The sequence below is a fragment of the Agrobacterium albertimagni AOL15 genome, from assembly GCF_000300855.1.
In the GTDB taxonomy this organism is placed as follows: domain Bacteria; phylum Pseudomonadota; class Alphaproteobacteria; order Rhizobiales; family Rhizobiaceae; genus Allorhizobium; species Allorhizobium albertimagni.
On the sequence record NZ_ALJF01000013.1, the window covers coordinates 193,835 to 214,832 of the forward strand.

Annotated in this window: 20 protein-coding genes; 6 read left to right on the top strand and 14 right to left on the bottom strand. The window is 62.2% G+C overall.

Features of this window, described 5'->3' with window-relative positions; all coding sequences use genetic code 11:
* Window positions 1–97: 97 nt before the first annotated feature.
* Complete coding sequence (locus tag QWE_RS16600) at window positions 98–1,390, bottom strand: Hsp70 family protein (protein ID WP_006727319.1); 1,293 nt, start codon at window positions 1,388–1,390, stop codon at window positions 98–100.
* Between the two features lie 283 nt (window positions 1,391–1,673).
* On the opposite strand from QWE_RS16600, the gene QWE_RS16605 reads away from it, so the two are divergent.
* Window positions 1,674–1,862 carry a hypothetical protein gene (locus tag QWE_RS16605; RefSeq protein ID WP_006727320.1) on the top strand — a complete coding sequence of 63 codons (189 nt, stop codon included), beginning with the start codon at window positions 1,674–1,676 and terminating at the stop codon, window positions 1,860–1,862.
* Window positions 1,863–1,926: 64 nt separating this feature from the next.
* On the opposite strand, the gene QWE_RS16610 is transcribed toward QWE_RS16605, so the two are convergent.
* The 6 genes from QWE_RS16610 to QWE_RS16635 all read right to left on the bottom strand — a co-directional run bounded on the left by QWE_RS16610 (window position 1,927) and on the right by QWE_RS16635 (window position 6,804).
* Complete coding sequence (locus QWE_RS16610) at window positions 1,927–2,772, bottom strand: hypothetical protein (protein WP_006727321.1); 846 nt, start codon at window positions 2,770–2,772, stop codon at window positions 1,927–1,929.
* Window positions 2,773–2,888: 116 nt separating this feature from the next.
* On the bottom strand, window positions 2,889–3,113 hold the full coding sequence (locus QWE_RS16615) for a hypothetical protein (protein ID WP_006727322.1): 225 nt from the start codon (window positions 3,111–3,113) through the stop codon (window positions 2,889–2,891).
* Window positions 3,114–3,232: 119 nt separating this feature from the next.
* A complete protein-coding gene (locus QWE_RS16620) occupies window positions 3,233–4,018 on the bottom strand; it encodes an SDR family oxidoreductase (protein WP_006727323.1) in 786 nt (261 codons plus the stop codon).
* A gap of 92 nt (window positions 4,019–4,110) precedes the next feature.
* The gene (locus QWE_RS16625; protein WP_006727324.1) at window positions 4,111–5,514 is read right to left on the bottom strand and encodes an FAD-binding oxidoreductase; all 1,404 of its coding nucleotides are present in this window, start codon (window positions 5,512–5,514) and stop codon (window positions 4,111–4,113) included.
* Between the two features lie 91 nt (window positions 5,515–5,605).
* Window positions 5,606–6,517 (bottom strand): NAD(P)-dependent oxidoreductase, encoded by a 912-nt coding sequence (locus QWE_RS16630; RefSeq protein WP_006727325.1) that lies wholly within the window; start codon window positions 6,515–6,517, stop codon window positions 5,606–5,608.
* 56 nt (window positions 6,518–6,573) lie between these two features.
* Entirely contained in the window at window positions 6,574–6,804 is a 231-nt protein-coding gene (locus tag QWE_RS16635; RefSeq protein WP_006727326.1) for a hypothetical protein, read from the bottom strand.
* Window positions 6,805–6,843: 39 nt separating this feature from the next.
* Between QWE_RS16635 and QWE_RS16640 the strand changes: the two genes are divergently transcribed.
* From QWE_RS16640 to QWE_RS16650, 3 genes are all read left to right on the top strand, one after another.
* A complete protein-coding gene (locus QWE_RS16640; RefSeq protein ID WP_006727327.1) occupies window positions 6,844–8,508 on the top strand; it encodes an electron transfer flavoprotein-ubiquinone oxidoreductase in 1,665 nt (554 codons plus the stop codon).
* 251 nt (window positions 8,509–8,759) lie between these two features.
* Window positions 8,760–9,374 carry a L,D-transpeptidase gene (locus QWE_RS16645; RefSeq protein ID WP_006727328.1) on the top strand — a complete coding sequence of 205 codons (615 nt, stop codon included), beginning with the start codon at window positions 8,760–8,762 and terminating at the stop codon, window positions 9,372–9,374.
* A gap of 305 nt (window positions 9,375–9,679) precedes the next feature.
* A complete protein-coding gene (locus QWE_RS16650) occupies window positions 9,680–10,087 on the top strand; it encodes a winged helix-turn-helix transcriptional regulator (RefSeq protein WP_006727329.1) in 408 nt (135 codons plus the stop codon).
* Between the two features lie 9 nt (window positions 10,088–10,096).
* Here the strand turns inward: QWE_RS16650 and QWE_RS16655 are convergent, their stop codons facing one another.
* Window positions 10,097–11,011, bottom strand: a complete 915-nt coding sequence (locus QWE_RS16655) for a DMT family transporter (protein WP_040300554.1) — start codon at window positions 11,009–11,011, stop codon at window positions 10,097–10,099.
* Between the two features lie 130 nt (window positions 11,012–11,141).
* On the opposite strand from QWE_RS16655, the gene QWE_RS16660 reads away from it, so the two are divergent.
* Window positions 11,142–11,615 carry an Lrp/AsnC family transcriptional regulator gene (locus QWE_RS16660; protein ID WP_006727331.1) on the top strand — a complete coding sequence of 158 codons (474 nt, stop codon included), beginning with the start codon at window positions 11,142–11,144 and terminating at the stop codon, window positions 11,613–11,615.
* Between the two features lie 48 nt (window positions 11,616–11,663).
* Here the strand turns inward: QWE_RS16660 and QWE_RS16665 are convergent, their stop codons facing one another.
* On the bottom strand, window positions 11,664–12,686 hold the full coding sequence (locus QWE_RS16665) for a zinc-binding alcohol dehydrogenase family protein (RefSeq protein WP_006727332.1): 1,023 nt from the start codon (window positions 12,684–12,686) through the stop codon (window positions 11,664–11,666).
* A gap of 368 nt (window positions 12,687–13,054) precedes the next feature.
* Here QWE_RS16665 and QWE_RS16670 point away from each other — a divergent pair, with 368 nt between their 5' ends.
* The gene (locus QWE_RS16670; protein WP_006727333.1) at window positions 13,055–13,978 is read left to right on the top strand and encodes a diacylglycerol/lipid kinase family protein; all 924 of its coding nucleotides are present in this window, start codon (window positions 13,055–13,057) and stop codon (window positions 13,976–13,978) included.
* 54 nt (window positions 13,979–14,032) lie between these two features.
* On the opposite strand, the gene QWE_RS16675 is transcribed toward QWE_RS16670, so the two are convergent.
* From QWE_RS16675 to QWE_RS16695, 5 genes are all read right to left on the bottom strand, one after another.
* Complete coding sequence (locus tag QWE_RS16675) at window positions 14,033–15,640, bottom strand: ABC transporter ATP-binding protein (RefSeq protein ID WP_006727334.1); 1,608 nt, start codon at window positions 15,638–15,640, stop codon at window positions 14,033–14,035.
* Window positions 15,641–15,642: 2 nt separating this feature from the next.
* Window positions 15,643–16,767: an ABC transporter permease gene (locus QWE_RS16680; RefSeq protein WP_006727335.1), complete on the bottom strand. Its 1,125-nt coding sequence runs from the start codon at window positions 16,765–16,767 to the stop codon at window positions 15,643–15,645.
* Window positions 16,760–17,683, bottom strand: a complete 924-nt coding sequence (gene oppB / locus QWE_RS16685) for an oligopeptide ABC transporter permease OppB (protein WP_006727336.1) — start codon at window positions 17,681–17,683, stop codon at window positions 16,760–16,762. The genes QWE_RS16680 and oppB overlap by 8 nt, the downstream gene beginning before the upstream one ends.
* A 62-nt stretch (window positions 17,684–17,745) precedes the next feature.
* Window positions 17,746–19,344, bottom strand: a complete 1,599-nt coding sequence (locus QWE_RS16690; RefSeq protein ID WP_006727337.1) for a peptide ABC transporter substrate-binding protein — start codon at window positions 19,342–19,344, stop codon at window positions 17,746–17,748.
* Window positions 19,345–19,593: 249 nt separating this feature from the next.
* Entirely contained in the window at window positions 19,594–20,952 is a 1,359-nt protein-coding gene (locus QWE_RS16695; RefSeq protein WP_006727338.1) for a glutamine synthetase family protein, read from the bottom strand.
* Window positions 20,953–20,998 lie beyond the last annotated feature (46 nt).

Below are 20,998 nucleotides of genomic sequence, written 5' to 3' on the forward strand. Positions count from 1 at the left end.
TTTTCTGGGAGGCCTCGATCCTTCGAGGCCTGCTCTGCAGGCGCCTCAGGATGAGGGGGGATCCAGCTTGCGACCGCAGGGGGCTAGCTAGACCGGTTCAAGCCACCCACTGTTCGATATCGTCCCGCTCGCCGATCAAGGCCAGACCATGGGCGATCGACACCAGCTCGCCACCGGTTTCGATGCGGGAGGCGTCGAAGCGGCGGTGGAAGATGTCGCGGACGGCCGGCACGAAGGATGTGCCACCGGTGAGGAAGACCTTGTCGATCGTGCCGGCCTCGGTGTTGCTCTTGACCAGCACCTCGTCGAGAGCCTCTTCCATACGGGTGAGGTCGTCGGCGATCCAGCTTTCGAACTCGCGGCGGGTCACGCGTTTCTCGCCGGCCTTGCCGAGCGGTGCGAAGCGGAAATCGGCTTCCTCCGCCGAAGACAGGGCCATCTTGGTGGCCGAGACCGCCTGATAGAGCGGGTAGCCTTCGTCGTGATCGATCAGGTCGATGAAGAGTTCGAGCTTTTCCGGCTCTTCCGCCTGGCGCACCAGCGACTTGAGGTCGGTGAATTCCTTCAGGGTCTTGAAGACCGAGAGCTGGTTCCAGCGCGAAAAGGCGAGATAGTAGTTGCTGGGCACGTCGAGCAGCTTGCCGAAGCTTTTGAACTGGCTGCCTTTGCCGATTTCGGGCGCCACGAGCTGGTCGATGATGCGGGCATCGAACTGGTCGCCGGCAATGCCGACACCGGACTGGCCGATCGGCGTGGCGCTGAGCTTGCCGGCTTCGGTCGAGAAGCGGATCAGTGAGAAGTCGGTCGTACCGCCGCCGAAGTCGGCGACGAGAACCGTCGCGTCACGCTTGAGCATGCGGGCAAAGTAGAAGGCGGCCGCAACTGGTTCATAGACATAGTGGATCTCGGGAAAGCCGAGCCTTGTCAGCGCCTCGTTGTAGCGGGTGACGGCGAGCGCCGGATCGGGGCTGGCGCCGGCGAAATGGACTGGACGTCCGGCGACGAGACGCTTGGCCTCGCCCGGCCAGCCATCGCCCGCATAGGCCTGCAGGCGCTTCAGGAAAACCTCCATCAGGTCTTCGAACTGGAAGCGCCTCGCATGCACCAGCGTGCCCTGGAAGAGGGCGGAAGCCGCAAAGGTCTTGATCGACTGCAGGAAGCGACAGTCGCCAGGATTGTCGATGAAGGCACGGATCGCAGCCTGGCCGGCCTCGACCTTCAGCGCGCCCGCTCCGAGCTGTCGATCCTTGAGGAAGGAGAGTGCGGTGCGCATGCTGTCGGAGGTTCCCGCCAGCGAGGTGTAGGCGACCGAATGCGTCGCCTCGCTGCTTTCCGCAACGGCGATCACGGTATTGGTCGTGCCGAAATCGAGCCCAAGCGCTTCAGCCATGGCGATCGCTCCCTTGTTTCGTGTGTCGGATGTCTGTGAGAGCCGGCGGGCCGACTGTGGTCGGCTATGTCGAGGCATGAAAGAGGGCGCCTGATGCCACATGGGGCGGGTAAGGGCAAGCGACCTTTTTGTGACGTCCGTGATCGGAGCGCAAGTGGCCGCCCAAGTGGGTGCGCTAACACGATCTATCGCATCGATGGTCCGTGCGAAGTGGGCCCCTCTAGCGGTTGTTGGCGCCTGGGTCTATGGTCGGCCTCACCCTGGAGATCGACAGATGTCACCCATGCGCATCGCCCTGCATTGCTTCGCCGCTCTCGCCATCCTGATGGGCTTCGTGTGGATCGGGCAGGGCTCGGGTCACTTTCCCTATCCGGCGTCGAGTTTCATGATCGATCAGAGCCCCTGGATCATGTACGGCGCCATTCTCGCTCTTGCGGGCGTCGCCGGTCTGGTGATGTTGCGCCGTCGCTGAAACCATCCAGAAACGGTGAGGGCCCACCGGCGGGTGGGCCCTTTAGATCGTCCGATGGCCGCATTCAGGCCTGTCGATAGGCCCGGATCGCTTCGGCGACGTCGACAGGCTGGCGCTCGGCACCTGCAGCAAGAGCAGAGGTCGCAGGTGGTTCCGAGGTCTCTGCACCCGAAAGCAGCCCGGCGATGATGCGGGCCTGCGAGACTTCCAATGCCCGCTCGCGCGCCCTGTTCAGGCTCTGGTCGATCAGGGTGGTCACCTGTTGAGCGAAGTCGCTTACCGCGCCTTCAGGGCTGACCCGCTTCCCGCGATACTCCGCCAGTGCTGCGGCCTCGATCGCGTCTTCTGCCGACATACGCTCGCTCGCCGGGGCCGACGTGACCGGGCGGTCGCTCGCAATGGGTGAAGGCGTGGTCGCGGTGGGGCTTACTTCGGCGCCTGTATCGGCCTCGTTGGCCGGCGGTGCCGGATCAAAAGCGTCCGCGTCCGTTTCTTCGGGGCCAGTCGCTGCTTCTTCTGCGACTGCCTCATCGGCGACGGCCGTGTCGTTGGAAACGGAAGTGTCTTCAGGCGCAGCCTGCAGTTCGGTCTCGGAAGAGGCCGGCTCCTCGCCAACCGGTGTAGGTTCCGCGTCGGCTTCCGTCTGGGCTGGTGGCGTCTCGGCGGTCACCTCTTCAGGAGCGCCGCTGCCCTCATCGACCGCAGGTGATGGTTCGCCCGTTTCTTCGGACGGAGCCGGTTGATAGGTGCCGTCGTCGATATCACCGGGCGCTGCCGCTTCCGGCTCCTGATAGGATGGCTGAGTGGTTTCGGAGGGTGGCGGTGAAGAGGTCGAGCCCGATGTCGTGCCAGACGACGGACGGGTCGTGGTTCCGGACGAGCCGGAACCGAAAAGTATGGGGGCGAGCATGATGGTCCATGGGGTTGGAGTGTATCGTCGGCACCCCTAATACAAGCAGTCTCTTGACCGACCGTCGCTTTCGTTTATGCAGTTTGTGTCAAATACCCCGGATATTCAGGGGGATGTCAGACGTCCTGATAGAGGCGCGCTGCCATCGGCGCGGCCTCCAGATCGAGCTCATCGTTGAAGCCTTCGAGCTTTGTCAGGAAGTGGTCGATGATCCGGCCGTAACTGGCATTGCGAGAGCGCGGCACGCGCGCGCGCTCTTCGACGATCGGTTCGGGTTCGGTCACGAAAGCTGCGGGATCAAGCGCCAGCAGCATCCGGTCTTCATGTCCGGCATCTGTCATCACGGGAACTCTCATCTCCCAGGTTTCTCTCGTTTGAGTAAACCCAAGAGATTTCCAACCCGTTCAGTCGATCGCTCTCATTTTAGCGAATGCGAATTTGATGCCGGTCATCGGTGTGCTCAGATCGATTTCGCCGCCCCGCCATCGACGCGCAGCATGGTGCCGGTGATGTAGCTCGCAGGGCTAGAGCAGAGGAAGGCAGCGGCGGCGGCGAACTCTTCGACGCGGCCGAGCCTTTGGGCCGGGATCGACTTGACCGATGCCGCGCGCACTTCGTCCAGCGACTTGCCCTGCTTCTTGGCATTGGCGCCATCGAGTTCGTCGATGCGGTCGGTATGGATGCGGCCTGGCAGGATCATGTTGGCGGTGACGCCATAGGAGGCAAGCTCTGCCGACAGCGTTTTGTTCCAACCGACAAGCGCGCCGCGCAGCGTGTTGGAAAGGGCGAGGTTCGGGATCGGCTCGAAGACGCCCGACGAGGCGACGGTGAGGATGCGTCCGAAGCCTTGCGTCTTCATGAGGGGGGCCAGTGCATTGGTGAGCGTGATGACGCGAACCACCATGGACTGGAAGAAGTTGTAGAGCTTCTCGGCATCCATGTCCTCGACGGTGCCGGGCGTCGGCCCACCGGTATTGTTGACGAGGATGTCGATGCCGCCGAGCGTGTGGTGAACCGCATGCAGCATCTGGTCGACGAAATGCGCATCGGCGAGGTCGGCGACCACATAATCCGCCTTGCCGCCAGCAGCCCTGATCGCCTCGACATTGGCTTTCAGTTTTTCTTCTGTGCGACCGCAGATGAGGACATGGCATCCTTCCGCTGCGAGCGCCTTGGCGATGCCGAGGCCAAGACCGCGCGAGGCGGCGAGCACGAGGGCGCGTTTGCCGGAAATACCGAGATCCATTGTGTATCCTCCCATGGATGCGATGTGTTTGTTGACAGTCTATCGGTGCCTGATCGCGATCGAAACCCCGACGATCTGCGGATCAACCGGATTCAGAACGGCACCTTGCCCGGATTGAACAGGGTGTCGGGGTCGAGCATGGCCTTGATCTGACGCGCAAGCGCCTGTTTCACCGGATCGACATGGGTGAGATAGGCGGCATGCTTTTCGAGGCCAACACCGTGTTCGGCGGAGAAGCTGCCGCCCGAGGTGCGGATGCCATCATAGACCGCTGCCTCGACGGCCGTCTTCCGGTCGAAGGGCAGGGGTCCGGCAGCGGCGATCGCGATATGCAGGTTGCCGTCGGCAATATGCCCGTAGACATAGGCTTCGAGGCCATCGCCGATCGCGTTGAGACGATCAGTCAGTCCGGCAACATAGTCGTCCAGGGCAGAGGGTGGCATCGAAACGTCGAAGGATGGCGCATTCGGAAATGCGGCGAAGTAGAAGCCCGAATCCTCGCGCATATCCCAGAAGCGGCGCGCCTGATCGGAGGACTGGGCGACGATCCCGCCCTGAAGTTCGGCCTCCTCCCAGATCTCGGCGAGTTCTGCCTCGAGAAGCGTTGTTGCAGCCTCTGCCGTCTCGCCTGAGACTTCCAGCAGCAGCACCGGCGCATCGTTTTCCAGCCAGGACAGGTCGAAGCGCTTCAGCGCTGCGTGATCGCGCACATACCGTGGCCACATCATCTCGGCGGCTTCCAACTGGAGTGCCCCATGGCGCCGCAGCCGCGCGGCAACCCGCAACCCGCGGCTCGCATCGGGTACGCCGAGGAGCGCCACGGCACGATGCGGGCGGATCGGCTCGACCTTCAGCACGAGCCGCGTGACGAAACCGAAGGCGCCTTCGCTGCCGATCAGCAGCTGCTTCAGATCCGGCCCCGCCGAGACCTTCACCACCCTGGTCAGGTCCGAGAAGATCTCGCCCGAGGGCAGGACGGCTTCGAGGCCGAGAATCTGATGGCGCATCACGCCATTGCGGAAGGCGAGGATGCCGCCGGCATTGGTCGCAGCCATTCCCCCGATCGTTGCCGAACCACGCGAGCCGAGATCGATGCCCGTGGTCAGCCCATGCGGTTCCAGTGCCGCTTGCAGGGCTTCAAGCGTGACGCCTGCCTCCACTTCGACCGTTTCCTCGTCCGGATGAATGGCGAGCACCCGGTTGAGCCGGGCGCTGGACAGGATGATTTCACCCGCATGGGAAACGCTGCCGCCGACAAGCCCGCTGACCCCACCCTGCGGCACGATGGCAACGCGGTTTGCCCTGCACCAGGATACGAGTGCCGCGACCGCCTCCGTCGATGCGGGCTGCACCATCACGCCGGCATCGAGGTTCGCCGGATCTTCTCCGGGATGGCGACCGATCAGTGCCTCGGGACCGAGGATCCGGAGGTCCGGATGCAGGCCGTCAAGTGCCGAGGTGAGATCGAGCGGCGAGAGGGTCGGATGCGAAGACATGAAGCAAACCTGAACTGTTCGCGGCTTCTTCGCCGGAAACGCCGGTCGTCGCAAGTCACCCTGTCGACATTCCTGATCTGTGGGGTCCCTCTCAGAGCTCGGCCGGGAAGCCGGGTGCCCGCAGATCGGTGCCGGTGGCGTCTTCGAGAAGTTTCACGACCTGCGACGACCAGGCGTCGCCGCCATAGGCCGAGCGGGCGCGAATAAAGGTCTGCATCGCATGGGAGGCAAGATCGAGCGGCACGCCGAATTCGCGACCGAAGCCGAGCGCGAAGCCGAGATCCTTCACCGCGAGGTCCATGGTGAAATTGATATTGTAGCTGCCGTTCAGGATGACCTGGCCTTCCGTCTCGTGCACGAAGCTGTTGCCGGAGGAGGCCTTGATGATGTTGAAGGCATCCGTCAGGTCGATGCCCCCCTTCTTCGCCAGCATCAGCGCCTCGCCGGTCGCGATCAGGTGGATGAAGGCGAGCATGTTGGTGATCACCTTGATCACGGCCGCCTTGCCGAGCGGACCGGCGCGGAAGATCCGCTTGCCCATCGCCTGGAAGGCCGGCAGGTGCTGATCGTAAAGGTCTTCGTCGCCGCCAATGATGACGGTGATCTCTCCGGAGGCTGCCAGATGCACGCCGCCGGTGACGGGCGCTTCGAGCATGCGCACGCCGGCATCGGCTGCGATCTTGCCGAGACGCAGGACCTCCTGTTCGTCGAGCGTGCTCATTTCGATCCAGGTGGCGCCGGGCTTCAGACCTTTCAGAATGCCGCGCTCGCCGGTCAGCACCCGTTCGCTGACCTTGGGCGAGGGCAGGCAGGTGATGACGGCATCCGCGATTTCGGCCACACTTTGAGGATCGGCTGCAAACCGGGCGCCGGCGGCCACCAACTCCTTGGCATTGTCGGGATCGAGATCGTTGACCACGACGGCAAAGCCTGCCCGAACCAGGCTACCGGCGAGATGACGGCCAAGATGCCCGAGCCCGATGAAACCATATGTGAGTGCCATGTCGTCTTGTCCCCCGCTGACGTGTGTCGTGAGACTGCGACAAAGCGCGGAAGCGTTCAAAGGCAGATTTTGGCCTGCGACGAGATTTGACGCAGGCGGAACACACTGCGGCACTTTTCGTTGGTGACAAGCGAGGTGCCGCCAACGATGAGCAGCGTGACCGCGGCGATACCGTCGCATTGACCCTTACGTTCACGTAAGATATTCTTCTGCTTCACACCGCCCTGCCGGAATTTGCGCCTCGGCGCGTCGCGCTTCGGCTCGACAATCTGGTTGGGTTTTGTCAAGGAGGAGGGCGGAACGCACCGCCTGGCGAGGAATGACAGATGAGCACCGAGATGGAACTGCCTGAACGCGAAAGCATGGAATTCGACGTCGTGATCGTGGGCGCAGGCCCTGCAGGTTTATCGGCAGCGATCCGTCTGAAACAGGTCAATCCGGATCTGACCGTTGTCGTGCTCGAAAAGGGTGCGGAAGTCGGCGCGCACATTCTCTCCGGTGCCGTGGTCGATCCTGTAGGCATTGACCGGCTGATCCCCGGCTGGCGTGAGGAAGCCGATCACCCATTCAAGACGGAAGTCACCGACGACCAGTTCCTCTTCCTCGGACCGGCCGGCTCAATACGCCTTCCCAATATGCTGATGCCGCCGCTGATGAACAATCACGGTAATTACATCGTCTCGCTCGGCAATGTCTGTCGTTGGCTGGGCGCTCATGCAGAAGCGCTCGGCGTCGAGATCTATCCGGGCTTTGCCGCAGCCGAAGTGCTTTACAACGACGAGGGCGCCGTCATCGGCGTTGCGACCGGCGACATGGGTATCGAGAAGAACGGCGAGCCAGGCCCGGCCTATACCCGCGGCATGGAACTGCTCGGCAAATATGTGCTGATCTCCGAAGGCGTGCGCGGTTCGCTCGCCAAGCAGCTGATCGCCAAGTATGATCTCTCGCGCGAAAGCGACGTGCAGAAGTTCGGCATTGGTCTGAAAGAGCTCTGGCAGGTCAAGCCCGAGCACCACAAGCCGGGTCTCGTGCAGCACTCCTTCGGTTGGCCGCTCGGCATGAAGACCGGTGGCGGCTCGTTCCTCTATCACCTCGAAGACAACATGGTCGCCGTCGGCTTCGTCGTGCACCTGAACTACAAGAACCCCTATCTCTACCCCTTCGAGGAGTTCCAGCGCTTCAAGACGCATCCGGCGATCGCCAAGACCTTCGAAGGCGGCAAGCGTCTGTCCTATGGCGCCCGCGCCATTACCGAAGGCGGTTACCAGTCGGTGCCGAAGCTCTCCTTCCCCGGCGGCGCGCTGATCGGCTGTTCCGCCGGTCTCGTCAACGTTCCCCGCATCAAGGGCAGCCATAACGCCGTGCTCTCCGGCATGCTGGCGGCCGAGAAGATCGCGGACGCAATTGCCGCGGGTCGCGCCAATGACGAGCCGATCGAGATCGAGAACGAATGGCGCTCGACCGATATCGGCAAGGACCTGAAGCGCGTACGCAACGTCAAGCCGCTCTGGTCGAAGCTCGGCACGGCACTCGGCGTTGGCCTTGGCGGCATCGACATGTGGATGAACCAGCTCCTCGGCTTCTCCTTCTTCGGCACGCTGAAGCACGGCAAGACCGATGCGGAGTCCCTGGAGCCGGCGGCAGACCACAAGCCGATCACCTATCCGAAGCCGGATGGTGTGTTGACCTTCGACCGCCTCTCTTCCGTGTTCCTCTCCAACACCAATCACGAGGAAGACCAGCCGGTCCATCTCAAGGTTAGGGATATGGACCTGCAGAAGCGCTCCGAACTCGGCGTCTATGCCGGTCCGTCGACCCGTTACTGTCCGGCGGGCGTCTATGAATGGGTGGAAAAGGACGGCGAGGAAACCTTCGTCATCAACGCCCAGAACTGCGTCCACTGCAAGACCTGCGACATCAAGGACCCGAACCAGAATATCAACTGGGTGCCGCCACAAGGCGGCGAAGGGCCGGTCTATCCGAACATGTAAATGTTCGGGAGGCAGGCCCGCACGGACCGCCGCTGGCAAATTGGCGGCGAAGGGCCGGTCTATCCGAACATGTGAGGATTGAAAGGGCGGTCGAGAGGCCGCCCTTTTTTGCTTTGCGGGGCTGTGTCGCCACCAGCCTCCGCCCCATCTTCGCCATCGATCTTAACAGGCACCTTCACATTTAACCCGTCATTAACCATAAATTCCTAGGCTCCTCGGCAACGAATCGTAATCCCGAGGACGCCTGAAACATGACCATTTCCCGCCGCGGTCTCCTGTTTGGCCTGCCGCTCTTCATCGCCGGCTGCCAGTCCGTTCCCAATCAGCAGGCCCTGTATGGCGACGTGCCGGACGAGCCGTTTCCGCTGAAAAAGGTGCCGATCGAGAAGATCAAGCCCGAGCTCCGACGTCAGGAAGTGGCATACGAGACGCCGCACGCTCCAGGAACAATCGTCGTCAATACGCCCGAGCGCAGGCTCTACCATGTGATGGGCAACGGTCGGGCCATGCGCTACGGCATCGGCGTCGGGCGTGCGGGCCTTGCCCTTTCCGGCAACGCCTATATCGGCCGCAAGGCTGAATGGCCGAGCTGGACGCCGACCCCCAATATGATCCGCCGTGATCCCGAGCGGAACCTGAAATATGCAGGCGGCGTGCCCGGCGGCCCGAACAATCCCCTCGGCGCGCGCGCCATGTATCTCTATCGGGGCGGCAACGACACCATGTTCCGCATTCATGGCACCAACCAGCCATGGTCGATCGGCCAAGCCATGTCCTCGGGGTGTGTGCGCATGATGAACCACGACGTGATCGATCTCTATGCGCGCGTCGATGTCGGCAGCAAGGTCGTGGTGATTCAGGCCTGACCGGCGCTTCGACTTTCCTGTCTTTATTGTGGCGCTGGTTCCTGGACCGGCGCCACTTTGCTGTGATCGATTGGCCCTGTCTTGTCACACGCAGTCACGAGTCTGCCATCGCACTTGAGGCTCCAAGCCTTCGCCCCAATCTCCCCGCAGTGAAACTTTTCGGCGCGCCTATGCGTCGAATGTCCTGTTGACGCTGTGTCGACCACTTCCGGTCGGCCGGAGGCTTTTTTCGCCGACCGATCAGGACTAAGTGGGAACAGACGCGCCGGGTACCGCTGCGTCGACGATTTGAGAAGGGATTTTGAATGGCTCGCGATACGAACGCCGGCTCGTCGGACCTCGGTGGTTGCCAGATCGAGGCGACCCTGCAGCTGCTCGACGGCAAATGGAAGGGCGTGATCCTCCACCATCTCCTCAAAGACGAAGTGTTGCGCTTCAACGAACTGGTGAAGCGCCTGCCATCGATTACCCATCGCATGTTGTCCAAGCAGTTGCGCGACATGGAGGTCGCCGGTCTCGTCGCCCGCACCGTCTATCCGGTCGTGCCGCCGCGTGTGGATTATTCCCTGACCCCGCTCGGGCGCAGCCTTGAGCCGGTGCTTCAGGCGATCGGCCGCTGGGGCCAGGAGAACCTCGTGGCGGTCGAGGATGCGGCGCTGAAGCCGAGTGAGAGCCCGACCGGCAGTGCCGCCATCATGCGCTCCGCTGCCTGATCCCGGCCGTCAGCCTGCGGGCAGGCGTCGGGACAAGAGGCCGGTCGATAGCAGCACGCCGAGCCCGGTGACGACGGCCGCAACCAGGATCGAAATGCCGAGCGGCTCCGCAAGCAGCACGGCACCGCCAATCGCCGCCGCAACGGGTGTGATCGCCGTATAGGCGGCAGCCTGGGTTCCGCCAAGCGAACGAACCGCCGTCCCGTAAAGTAATGTCGCGACGAGTCCGGACAGCAGGCCCTGCGTGACGGATTGCAGCGCGATTTCCCCCAAAGGTGCCGTCAGGAACTGCGTGCCGACAAAGGGCAGTGCGGCAAGATTGAGGATGGTCGACCAGACGCAGATCAGCGCGGCGCCCTCGAAGGCGTCGAGACCGCTGCGACGGAAGGCATGGGTATAAACGGCCCAAAGCGTCGCGCCGATGGGCAGGATGGTAAAGCTGATCCAGCCGAGCCCGTCGGCGCCCAGATTGCCCGCAAGCAGGATGCCGCCGCCCGCAAGGATCGCAACCATGCCTGCCTTGCGCCATCTGTCGGGTCGTTCGCCGAGGAAAGCCATCCCGATGACGGCGACCGCAAGCGGCATCAGCCCCGGCAGCAGCACGCCGGCCGCGGAGGCGGGTGTATGGCGCATGCCAAAGGCAACGATCTGAAAGAAGGGCGCGCCGGAGCCGAGAATCATCAGGCAGAGTGGCCCCATGGCCCCCTTGGGAAACAACCCGGTACGCCACCAGACCGGCGCCAGCACGAGCGCCGGAATGCCATAACGCAGAAGACTGAGGTCGAGGGGGCCAAGCCCGGCGCCGACGCTATGGCGCGTGGAGACGAGCCATGAGGCCCAGATGAGCACGACGGACAGCGCCGACAATGCACCCAGCGCTGAGCGGCCGGAGCCGGGAAGGGGAGTGGTGCCGACGGCAGACATCTCTTTGCTCCGGATTGCTTGGATTGCATCCATTCTAGCGATGCCGATACGGTGTGTCCTTGCGTAATGCATCTCGACGGGCTAGCTAATTGGCAGATTCTGCTCCAAAGCGCGCTCATGAGTGAAATTCATGCCAAAGCTCGACAAGTTCGACCATGCAATCCTCGATCTGCTTCAGGCCGATGCGCGCACCGCCAATGTCGAGATTGCCGAGAGGGTGGGCCTTTCGCAATCGCCTTGCTTGAGACGGATCAGGCTGATGGAGGAAAGCGGCATCATTCGCGGCTACCGTGCCGATCTTGACCGTCGGATGCTCGGGCTCGAACTCACGGTCTTCGTCGCCTTCAAGGTGGCGCGCCACACGCGCGAGAATGCCGATGCGCTGCACGAGGCCTTGCTCGACATTCCCGAAGTCGTTGCCTGTTACATGATTTCGGGCGAGTCCGATTTCCTGGCGGAAGTCGTCGTCGAAAATCTCTCGGCTTACGAGACCTTGCTGACGGAGAAGTTGCTCGTCTTGCCCAACGTGACCGACATCCGGTCGAATTTTGCCATCAGGAGCGTCAAGACCGGCGGGCCGCTGAAGCTCCCGGTTCGCACCTGATCGCGTAGGATCCGGCCGCCGCAGATACGGCGGCCGCTAAGGACTCGCTCAGGCCGGAAAACCCTCCAGCACGATCTTGCCGCGCGTGCGGTTGCTCTCGATCAGCCTGTGCGCCTCGCGCAGGTTTTCTGCCGTGATCGGCCCGAGCACGGTATCGAGCGTCGTGCGGATCTTGCCCGCGTCGATGAGTTCGGCAACTTGCGTCAAGAGCTTATGCTGCTCGATCATGTCAGGCGTCTGGAAGACCGGCCGGGAGAACATGAACTCCCAGTGCAGCGACACGACCTTCTGCTTGAAGGCCAGGATGTCGAAGCCTTCGGGGAAGTCGTCGATCAGGCAGATGCGGCCCATCGGTGCGATGATCTCAGCCATCGCCAGTCGATGCTGGCCGCTATGGGTCACCGAGAAGATGAAACCCGGCGGGTCGATGCCAAGTGCGGCATATTCCTGGGCAAGTGGCTTGCTGTGGTCGATAACGTGATCGGCGCCGAGCGACTTCGCCCAGTCCGCGGTTTCGGGCCGGGAGGCCGTGGCGATGACGGCAAGGTCTGTCAGCTCCTTGGCAAGCTGGATGGCAATCGAGCCGACGCCACCGGCACCGCCTGTGATCATGATCGACCGTCCGGCACCGAGGACCGGATCACTCACTTTCAGCCTGTCGAACAGCGCTTCATAGGCGGTGATGGCGGTCAGCGGCAGGGCCGCGGCTTGTGCAAAGGAGAGCGTCTTCGGCTTAAGGCCGACGATGCGTTCGTCCACGAGGTGGTATTCGGCATTGGTACCCGGACGATTGATCGCGCCGGCGTAGTAGACCTCGTCACCCGGTTTGAAAAGCGTCACCTCCGGGCCGACGGCCGTGACCACACCCGCCGCATCATAACCGAGAACACGGGCTTCGCCCGCTGGCGGCGTCTGGTTTTTGCGGACCTTCGTGTCGACGGGATTGACCGAGATGGCCTTGATCTGGACCAGAAGGTCGTGGCCGGACGCTTGCGGCATCGGCAGGTCGAGGTCAACCAGTGCCGTCTCCGAGGTGATGGGCTGAGGCGTGTAAAAACCGATGGCACGCATGTAAAACTCCTGTCTGGCGTTTGAACGCTGCCCATTAAGAACATGGATTAGTGTTCTGCAAGAATGCACATTTTCTGTTTGTAGGCGCGATTGTGAGCCTTGGTATCAGACAGGATGCTGTCCAATGTCCCGGCCACGCGCCGAGATGACGATCAACTTTTCTAGCCTGTCGTGCCGCCGCGGTCGATCATGCCCTGACGCAGCTGGGCCGGAGCCCGCATCGTGGAGGAACCGTCAGGCCCGTCCGGGTGATCATATCGCAGCTGTGCCTTGAAATCCGCGCCTTCGCTTTCGATCTTTGGCGATGCAACAAATCGCGCAGGTCCGGCGTTGCCCGCTAGGACGCACTATATCCTCAAAGGATTTCCATGAAAATCAAGGCGGTACTCAATCGCGACGGTGGCACCTTCAAGACCACCGACATGCAGACCTATTGCGAGACGGCAACCCGCGCCTTTGCGGCGAAGGGGCATGATCTGGACTGCGATGTCGTGGCCGGTGACGAGGTTGTCCAGGCACTGGAAAAGGCGAGCAAGGAGAGCGATCTCGACGCGCTTCTGGCCGGCGGGGGGGATGGCACGATATCGACCGCTGCAGGCATCGCCTGGGAAGCCGGCGTGCCGCTCGGCATCATACCCGCCGGCACGATGAACCTTTTTGCACGCTCGCTGCAACTGCCGCTCGACATCTGGAAGGTACTGGACCTCCTGGCAGACGCGACCGTTGTCGACGTCGATATCGCAACGGCAAACGGTCGACCCTTCGTGCACCAGTTTTCGGCCGGCCTGCACGCCCGCATGGTCCGGATGCGTAATCAGATGAATTTTGCGTCGCGCCTCGGCAAGATCCGGGCGAGCACCAGCGCTGCCTTCGGCGTCATGCTTGATCCGCCGCGTTTCGAGGTTATCTTCGATATCGACGGTGACGGCAGCAGCGACGAACGTCCGGTCTCGGCGATCTCCGTCTCCAACAATCCGCTCGGCAACAATTCGCTGTTCTTCGCTGACCGCGTCGATACCGGCAAGCTCGGCGTCTACCTGGCAGAGCCATTGGAACCGACAGGCGTTGGAAAGCTCGCTTTCGATATCATCAGGGGAAAGTTCAAGGACAACGAGGCAGTCACCGCCTCGACCGCGGAAAGGGTGCGCCTGCATTTCCCCAAACATCGCAAGGGTGCAGCCTGCGTGCTCGATGGCGAGCTCCTGCGCATGCCGGCCGATGTCGAGATCAAGATCCATGCCGGACAGCTGAAGGTTCTTGTCGCACAGCCACAGATCCAGACGAAAAGCTGAACGAAAACGGCGCCCGATTGGGGCGCCGTTTGATGGTTCACGATGGCTATCCAGTCAGTGGCTGAAGGCCGCTGCAATCAGATCGCGGGTATAGTCTTCCTGCGGATGATCGAAGATCGCCTCGGTTTCACCCTGCTCGACGATCTTGCCGTTCTTCATCACGATCACATGGTCCGACATCGCGCGGATGACCGAGAGGTCGTGGCTGATGAAGACGTAAGACAGGCCGTGCTTGTCCTGCAGGTCACGCAAGAGTTCGATCACCTGACGCTGCACCGAGCGATCGAGCGCAGACGTCGGCTCATCCAAGATGACGACCTTGGGCTTCAGGATCATCGAGCGGGCGATCGCGATACGCTGACGCTGGCCGCCCGAGAACTCGTGCGGATAGCGGTTGCGGGCCGCCGGATCGAGACCGACCTCCTTGAGTGCCGCGATCGCCCGGGCATCACGCTCGGCCCGGCTGAGCTGCGGCTCATGCACGTAAAGACCTTCGGTGATGATCTCGCCAACCGTCTGGCGCGGCGAGAGCGAGCCGTAGGGGTCCTGGAAGACCAGCTGCAGCTGTCGGCGGAAAGGGCGCATGCCGGCACGGTCGAGGTTGGAGATATCGGCCGTCTCGAAGCGGAAAGCGCCATCGGCTGCGAGCAGCTTCAGCAAAGCGCGGCCGAGCGTCGACTTGCCAGATCCCGATTCCCCGACGATGCCGATGGTCTGGCCCTGGCGGAGCCGGACGCTGACCTGGTCGACCGCGCGGAATGTACGGTTCGGACGCAGGAAGCCACCGCTGCCGATGTCGAAATCGACGGTGACATTGCGCCCTTCCAGAACGACCGGGGCATCGTCAGCCGGTGGCGGCTTGGTGCCGCTCGGTTCTGCAGCCAGCAACATCTTCGTGTAGTCGTGCTGGGCATTGCCGAAGATGTCGTCTCGGCTGCCCTGCTCGACGATCTCGCCCTTGCGCATGACGGCCACGCGGTCGGCGACGTGTTTGACCACGCCGAGATCGTGGGTGATCAGGACGATCGCCATGCCGAAGCGCTTCTGCAGATCCGCAAGCAGGGTGAGGATCTGCGCCTGGATGGTGACATCGAGCGCGGTCGTCGGTTCGTCGGCGATCAGCACGTCCGGCTCGTTGGCGAGCGCCATCGCGATCATCACGCGCTGGCGCTGGCCACCGGACATTTCGTGCGGATAGCTGTCGATGCGCCGTTCGGGATCGGGGATCCCGACCAGTTTCAGGAGTTCCAGCACGCGGGCGCGGGCCTGGGCCTTGTTCATGCCGCGGTGATGGATCAGCGGTTCTGATATCTGCTTGCCGATCCGGTAGAGGGGATCGAGCGAGGTCATCGGCTCCTGGAAGATCATGGTGATCTTCGCACCGCGCACCTTGTTCAGCTCGCCGAACGGCAGGCCGACGATGTTGCGTCCGCCATAGACGGCCTCGCCGGTGACATCGCCGTTCTTGGCGAGCAGACCCATGATGCCCATCATGGTCTGGCTCTTACCCGAGCCGCTTTCGCCGACGATGGCGAGCGTTTCGCCCTTCTTCACCGAGAAGCTGATGCCCTTCACCGCTTCCACGGTGCCGTCGGGTGTCGCGAATGTCACCTTCAGGTCGGAAACGGCGAGCACGGTTTCGTTGTTGGTCTTGTCGTCCATGCTCATCGGTCCTTCGGATCCAGCGCATCCCGCAGGCCGTCGCCCACGAAATTCAGCGAAAACAGTGTCACCACGAAGAAGATCGCCGGGAAGATCAAAAGCCAGGGCGCATTCTGCATGCTGGCAGCCCCTTCCGAGATCAGCGTGCCCCAGCTGGCAAGCGGCGCCTGGACGCCGAGTCCGAGGAAGGACAGGAAGCTCTCGAGCAGGATGACCTTCGGCACGATGACCGTGACGAAAACGATGACCGGGCCGATCGTGTTCGGGATGATGTGCCGGCGGATGATCTGCCAATCGGTCAGCCCCAGCGCCTCCGCCGCCCCGACGAATTCGCGGCGTTTGAGCGACAGCGTCTGGCCGCGCACGATGCGGGCCATTTCCAGCCACTCCACCGCCCCGATGACAAGGAAGATCAGCACGACCGATCTCCCGAAGAAGACGACGAGCACCACGACCAGGAAGACGAAGGGCAGCGAATAGAGGATTTCGACGAGGCGCATCATCACATTGTCGACGCGGCCACCGAGATAGCCGGAGGTCGCGCCATAGACGACGCCGATGCCGAGCGAGACGAGGCTGGCCGCAAGGCCCACGGCGAGCGAGATCTGACCGCCCAGCATGACGCGGACGAGCAGGTCTCGGCCGTTGGAATCCGTGCCGAAGGGGAAGGTGATCTGGTCCACATTGCCTGACACGGTGAGGCTTCGACCGTCTGCTGCCTGGTCCACGACTTCGGAATTCTTGAATTCGTTGTTGCGGTCGAAGTAGCGGATCGTGCGGGAATCGATTTCCGAGCTCGAGCTGACCACGGCAGTGAAACGACCATCCTCGACCGTAAAGCTGTCGAGTGTCACTCTTGCCCGCTGGGCCACGCTTTCGGCCACTTGCTGCAGCGTTTCAGGATCGGGCCGCGGGGTCAGGCTCGGCGGCACGTTGACGTAGGAGGAAAAGACCTGGTCGTAGCTATGCGGCACGAACAGGGGGCCGGCGAAAGAGAACAGGGTGACGAACACCAGAAGCACGCAGCCCGTAATTGCCGCCTTGTTGCGCCGAAAACGCATCATGGCGAGCTGGGCGAGGCTGCGCCCGGTGATCTCCGCCTGAGGGGTAACGGTGATATCAGTCATTGCGAACCCTCGGATCGAGCAGGCCATAAGCGATGTCGACCAACAGGTTGAAGACGATCACGAACACGGCGACGAGGATGACGGTGCCCATGACGAGGGGATAGTCGCGGTTGAGCGCGCCGAGCACGAAGTAGCGGCCGACACCGGGAATGGTGAAGATCGTCTCCACCACGGCGGAGCCGGTCAGAAGTGCGGCGGCACAAGGCGCGAGATAGGAAACGATCGGCAGCATCGCGCCACGCATCGCATGGGTCACCACGACCACGCGCGAGGGCAGGCCGTAAGCCTTGGCCGTGCGGATATGGTCAGTATGAAGCGCCTCGATCATCGCACCACGGGTGAGGCGGGCGAAAACGGCAAGCTGCGGCAAGGCAAGTGCGGTCACCGGCAGGATCAGGTAACGCAGCGAGCCATCGCCCCAGCTACCGGCCGGCAGCCAGTTGAGGATGACGGCAAACAACAGCGTCAGCACCGGACCCACCACGAAATTGGGGATGGTGACGCCCACCGTCGCAAACGACATGACGGCGAAATCAAGCGTGCTGTTTTGCCGGAGCGCGGCAAGCGTGCCGAGCAGCACACCGCCGATCAAGGCGACCAGGATTGCGATGCCGCCGAGCTGGATCGAATAGGGCAGCGCCTTGCCGATCAGTTCAGAGACGGTGTTGTCCTTGTAGATGAAGCTCGGGCCGAGATCGCCGGTGACGGCATTGCCGATATAGCTCAGATACTGGTTGATCAGCGGCTGGTCGAGTTTGTAGGTGGCCATTATATTGGCCATCGTCTGAGGCGGAAGCGGGCGCTCAAGGTTGAATGGGCCGCCCGGCGCAAAGCGCATCAGAAAGAATGAGATGGTGACGACGATGAAGATCGTCGGGACGGCACTCATCAGCCGCCGCAGCACGAAGGATGTCATGTCCTGCTCCTGAATGGACGACGCGCGGCTTGAACCGTGCGTCGTCCGGTCACGTGACGAGATTATTCAGCGACGCGAAGGAAGCGGCTGAGATGCTCGTTGGCAGCATTGTCCTGCCAGCCGGTGACGCGGTCGGAGACCAGCCACAGGTTCGCAGTGCTCATCAGCGGAGCGATCGGCTGATCACGCATGAGCATGACTTCGGCATCATGCAGGATCTTCTTGCGGGCGTCGGCATCACCTTCGGTGTAGGACTTTGCCATCAGCGCGTCGAACTCCGGATTGTTGTACTTGCCGTAGTTGAACGAGGTGTTGGTCGAGACGTTGAGGCCGAGGAAGTTTTCTGCATCCGCATAGTCGGCGACCCAGCCTGCACGGGCGACGTTGAAGGCGCCGCCTTCCTGCAGATAGGCGTAGTGCGAGGCCACGTCGAGGTTGGTCATCGTCACCGTTGCACCAAACGTGTTCTTCCACATGTCGGCGACAGCGGTTGCGACGCGCTCGTGGTTCGGGTTGGTGTTGTAGCGGATCTCGATGGCGAGCGGCTTGCCGCCTTCACCGTAACCGGCTTCCTTCATCAGTTCGATCGCCTTGTCTTCGCGGTCGAGCTGCGACATTTCGGCGAAATCGGCCTTAGCTGCCTCGTAACCGCCGAGACCGTCCGGAACCAGCGAGTAGGTCGGCAGCTGGGCGCCCGAATAGATTTCGTTAGCAAGGAAGTCGCGGTCGACGGCCATGGAAAGCGCCTGACGGACGCGAACGTCGCTAAAGGGCTCCTGGCGGGTGTCGAAGACATAGTAGTAGGTCGAGGCCGACGGCGAGACGCGGACCTGCTCGCCATAGCTATCCTTCAGACGGTTAATCTGGTCGGCCGAGAAGTTGTAGACGAGGTCCATTTCCTTGGCTTCGAAACGGCGGACCGAAGCGGCCTGGTCATCGATCGGGTAGAAGACGACCTTGTCGATCTGGGTATTGGCGGCATCCCAGTGGCTTTCGTTCTTCACGACGACGAGGTTGTCGTTCGGCACGTGGCTTTCGAGCTTGTAGGCACCGTTGGACACCATGACGCCCGGCTTGACGAAATCCTTGCCGTTCTTTTCGACGCTGGCCTTGGAGACGGGCAGGGCGGTCTGGTGGGCCAGAAGTTCGAGGAAGAACGGGGTTGCGCGCTCGAGAGTGACTTCGAGGGTCTTCTCGTCGACGGCCTTGACGCCGATTTCTTCCAGCTTCGCTTCACCCTTGTTGGCCTTTTCGGCATTCTTGATCGGGTAGAGGATGTTGGCGTATTTCGCGGCGGTTTCCGGGTTCTGGACGCGCTGGATCGAGTAGACGAAGTCTTCAGCCGTTACCGGCGAGCCATCCGACCACTTGGCGTTTTCGCGGATCTTGAAGGTGTAGACGGTGCCATCGTCGGAGATGGTCCAGCTTTCGGCAGCGCCGGGCACGATTTCGCCCTTGGCGTCGTAGATCGTCAGGCCCTCATAGAGATCCTTCAGGATGAAGGCTTCGATGTCGATCGACGTATTGGCTTGGTCGAGCGTTTGCGGCTCGCCGGAATTGCCGCGATGAAGCACGACTTCGGCCAGCGCCTGGCTTGCGCCAAACATCAAGGAGGTGAGGAGAAGTGAGGTGCCGAGCAACCGGCGCGTCTGGATAGACATCGTTTTTGAACTCCCAGTTCACGTTAACGGAAACGGACAGAAGAATATTCGTGCGGAGGTGGCAAGCCGCATTTTTTGTGGCCACCCTAATTTTAGGGAGGAAATTGGAGGGGTAGCCTGTGACTTGGCACGAAGATTTCGTGTGACCGTTTTATGACGAAATAAAATTATGGCGCCAAATCCTGCCCGAAATGCGACAACGCGGCCGAGAGGCCGCGTCTGCGAGGTTTCCGGTGGCTGGGGAAGGGGTCAGATCCGCGGCAGATAGGTCTGGTAGTCGAAGCTCGAGACGGTGCGCAGAAATGCCATGGCTTCCTTGCGTTTGGTGTCGCCGTAGATGCGCTGATATTCGGTGCCGAAGATGTCGGCGATGAAGGCAGACGCGCGGAAGCGTTCGACGGCGGTCAGGAAATCATAGGTCAGCATGTCTGGGGTCTCGGGCGCGCTGTCCGGCGTCGTGACCGGACCGGGGTCGAGATCCTCGTCGAGGCCAAGTAGGATGCCGCCGAGGATGGCGGCGAGCAGAAGATGCGGATTGGCGTCCGCTCCCGCAACACGGTGCTCGATGCGGGCGGCGGGGCCGTCCTTGTCCGGAATGCGGATCGCGGTGCCGCGATTGCCGAAACCCCAGTCGATCTTGTCGGGCGCAAAGGAGCCAGGCTGAAAGCGGCGATAGGAATTGGCAAAGGGCGCGAAGATCAGCTGCGCATCCTGCATCGACTTCAGCATGCCCGCCGTGATCGACTTCAGCTTCACCGGATCGCCGCCCTTGGCGTCGAGGATGTTCTTGCCTTGCCTGTCGATGATCGAGGCATGCACGTGCAGGCCTGAGCCGGCATGGTCGCCGTAAGGCTTGGCCATGCAGGTGGCCTTGAAACCATGGCGGCGGGCGGCGAAATCGACGACCCGCTTGAGGTAAATGCAGTCGTCTGCTGCGGCCATGGCATCCGGCTTGTGCAACAGGTTGACCTCGAACTGGCCGGGGCCGAATTCGGCGGTCGTCGCGTCGGCCGGCAGGCCCATGTCGTCGCAATATGCGCGCACCGTATCGAGGAAGTCTTCCATCGCGGCGGTCGCCCGCATGTCATAGAGCTGGTAGCCCTCGACCTCGCCGTTCATGACGAGCGCCTTCGGCGGCATCGGCACGCCGGTGTCGCGGAAGTCAGGCTCCATCACGTAGAATTCGAGTTCGGTTGCCACCACCGGCGTCAGGCCCTTTTCCTCGAAGCGCTTCAGCACATTGGCAAGGATGGCGCGTGGGCAGACGTAATGCGGCTCACCGGAGAGCGTATGCATGGTGGCAAGCACCTGCTTGGAGCCTGCGGGCCCCCAGGGTAGCGTCGTCAGTGAGTTCTTGTCCGGCGTACAGATGCCATCAGGGTCGCCCAGCGTCAGCGAGATCTTGGTGATGTCGTCATTGTCGTCGCCCCAGATGTCGAGCGATTGGGTCGAGGCCGGCAGCCGTACCGTGTTCTTCCAGACCTTGTCCTCTGCCTTCAACGGGATCATCTTGCCGCGCAGGTCGCCATTCATGCCAACGAGCAGCACCTCGATGCGCGCGGAAGGGTCGGCTGCGGTCTGATCGGCGGCCTCGGTCGGTGCTGTCATGGGGAAACTCTCGCTGGCTTTCTGAGCGGATTTGGCCGGAGGGACG

Bases quoted from the DNA above. Each gene is read 5' to 3' on its own strand.
- QWE_RS16680 (WP_006727335.1), bottom strand. From the start codon at position 16,767: ATGACTGATATCACCGTTACCCCTCAGGCGGAGATCACCGGGCGCAGC.
- QWE_RS16670 (WP_006727333.1), top strand. From the start codon at position 13,055: ATGAAAATCAAGGCGGTACTCAATCGCGACGGTGGCACCTTCAAGACC.
- QWE_RS16605 (WP_006727320.1), top strand. From the start codon at position 1,674: ATGCGCATCGCCCTGCATTGCTTCGCCGCTCTCGCCATCCTGATGGGC.
- QWE_RS16660 (WP_006727331.1), top strand. From the start codon at position 11,142: ATGCCAAAGCTCGACAAGTTCGACCATGCAATCCTCGATCTGCTTCAG.
- QWE_RS16675 (WP_006727334.1), bottom strand. From the start codon at position 15,640: ATGGACGACAAGACCAACAACGAAACCGTGCTCGCCGTTTCCGACCTG.
- QWE_RS16615 (WP_006727322.1), bottom strand. From the start codon at position 3,113: ATGACAGATGCCGGACATGAAGACCGGATGCTGCTGGCGCTTGATCCC.
- QWE_RS16610 (WP_006727321.1), bottom strand. From the start codon at position 2,772: ATGCTCGCCCCCATACTTTTCGGTTCCGGCTCGTCCGGAACCACGACC.
- QWE_RS16625 (WP_006727324.1), bottom strand. From the start codon at position 5,514: ATGTCTTCGCATCCGACCCTCTCGCCGCTCGATCTCACCTCGGCACTT.
- QWE_RS16665 (WP_006727332.1), bottom strand. From the start codon at position 12,686: ATGCGTGCCATCGGTTTTTACACGCCTCAGCCCATCACCTCGGAGACG.
- QWE_RS16655 (WP_040300554.1), bottom strand. From the start codon at position 11,011: ATGTCTGCCGTCGGCACCACTCCCCTTCCCGGCTCCGGCCGCTCAGCG.
- QWE_RS16630 (WP_006727325.1), bottom strand. From the start codon at position 6,517: ATGGCACTCACATATGGTTTCATCGGGCTCGGGCATCTTGGCCGTCAT.
- QWE_RS16645 (WP_006727328.1), top strand. From the start codon at position 8,760: ATGACCATTTCCCGCCGCGGTCTCCTGTTTGGCCTGCCGCTCTTCATC.
- QWE_RS16695 (WP_006727338.1), bottom strand. From the start codon at position 20,952: ATGACAGCACCGACCGAGGCCGCCGATCAGACCGCAGCCGACCCTTCC.
- QWE_RS16600 (WP_006727319.1), bottom strand. From the start codon at position 1,390: ATGGCTGAAGCGCTTGGGCTCGATTTCGGCACGACCAATACCGTGATC.
- QWE_RS16650 (WP_006727329.1), top strand. From the start codon at position 9,680: ATGGCTCGCGATACGAACGCCGGCTCGTCGGACCTCGGTGGTTGCCAG.
- QWE_RS16690 (WP_006727337.1), bottom strand. From the start codon at position 19,344: ATGTCTATCCAGACGCGCCGGTTGCTCGGCACCTCACTTCTCCTCACC.
- oppB (WP_006727336.1), bottom strand. From the start codon at position 17,683: ATGACATCCTTCGTGCTGCGGCGGCTGATGAGTGCCGTCCCGACGATC.
- QWE_RS16640 (WP_006727327.1), top strand. From the start codon at position 6,844: ATGAGCACCGAGATGGAACTGCCTGAACGCGAAAGCATGGAATTCGAC.
- QWE_RS16620 (WP_006727323.1), bottom strand. From the start codon at position 4,018: ATGGATCTCGGTATTTCCGGCAAACGCGCCCTCGTGCTCGCCGCCTCG.